Origin of the sequence: Poinsettia branch-inducing phytoplasma str. JR1, assembly GCF_000309465.1 — a bacterium.
GTDB classification, from domain to species: Bacteria; Bacillota_I; Bacilli_A; order Acholeplasmatales; family Acholeplasmataceae; genus Phytoplasma; species Phytoplasma pruni.
The window spans coordinates 1-587 of record NZ_AKIK01000152.1 but is presented as its reverse complement, the minus strand read 5'-3'; the positions used below and the strand labels follow the sequence as shown (position 1 = coordinate 587).

The 587-nt window shown below is 15.7% G+C and carries 1 protein-coding gene; it reads left to right on the top strand.

Annotation, left to right across the window (positions count from 1 at the left end; genetic code table 11):
- Window positions 1-538, top strand: a 538-nt coding sequence (locus ON17_RS03675; RefSeq protein ID WP_040849874.1) for a hypothetical protein, incomplete at its 5' end; no start/stop codon positions are given.
- Window positions 539-587 lie beyond the last annotated feature (49 nt).

Sequence of the window (587 nt, the reverse complement as noted above, 5' to 3'; positions counted from 1 at the left end):
ACAAAAGAAAAATTATTTAACAGGTAAACGTCTATTTCAATTTTCTAAAAGTTGTCAAAAATTACCTATTACTAAAACTTTAAAATTTTTACCTTTTGATTTGCAACATCCTAAATATCAATTAACTAATTTATATCTTAGTAATATTTTAAATTTTGATCAACAACATATGTTTTTTAAAATATTAAGAAATAATATTTTAGATATTAATGATAATTTATTTAAAAATAATCATAAACATTTACAAGATTTTAATAACAATAAACGTTTTATAGAAAATAAAAATAAATATATGTCGAGATATATTAAACAAAAAGGACAATTATCACTTTTTTATGGCATCATATTTTATGAAAAAAAATTATTTGATAATTATATTAATAGTCCTAAATATTTTAAAACATGTAATTTAATGAATAAATGTTTTAATTTAACTAAATTAAAAGTCAAACAACCTTTTAAAAATAATTTAGATAAAAAAGTAAGATTTACTCATTTTAACAATTATATTAATCCTTTATATCAATATTTAAATTAATAATTTGTAATATTTAATATCAAGGAAGCTTTAATAAAAAAATACCCTT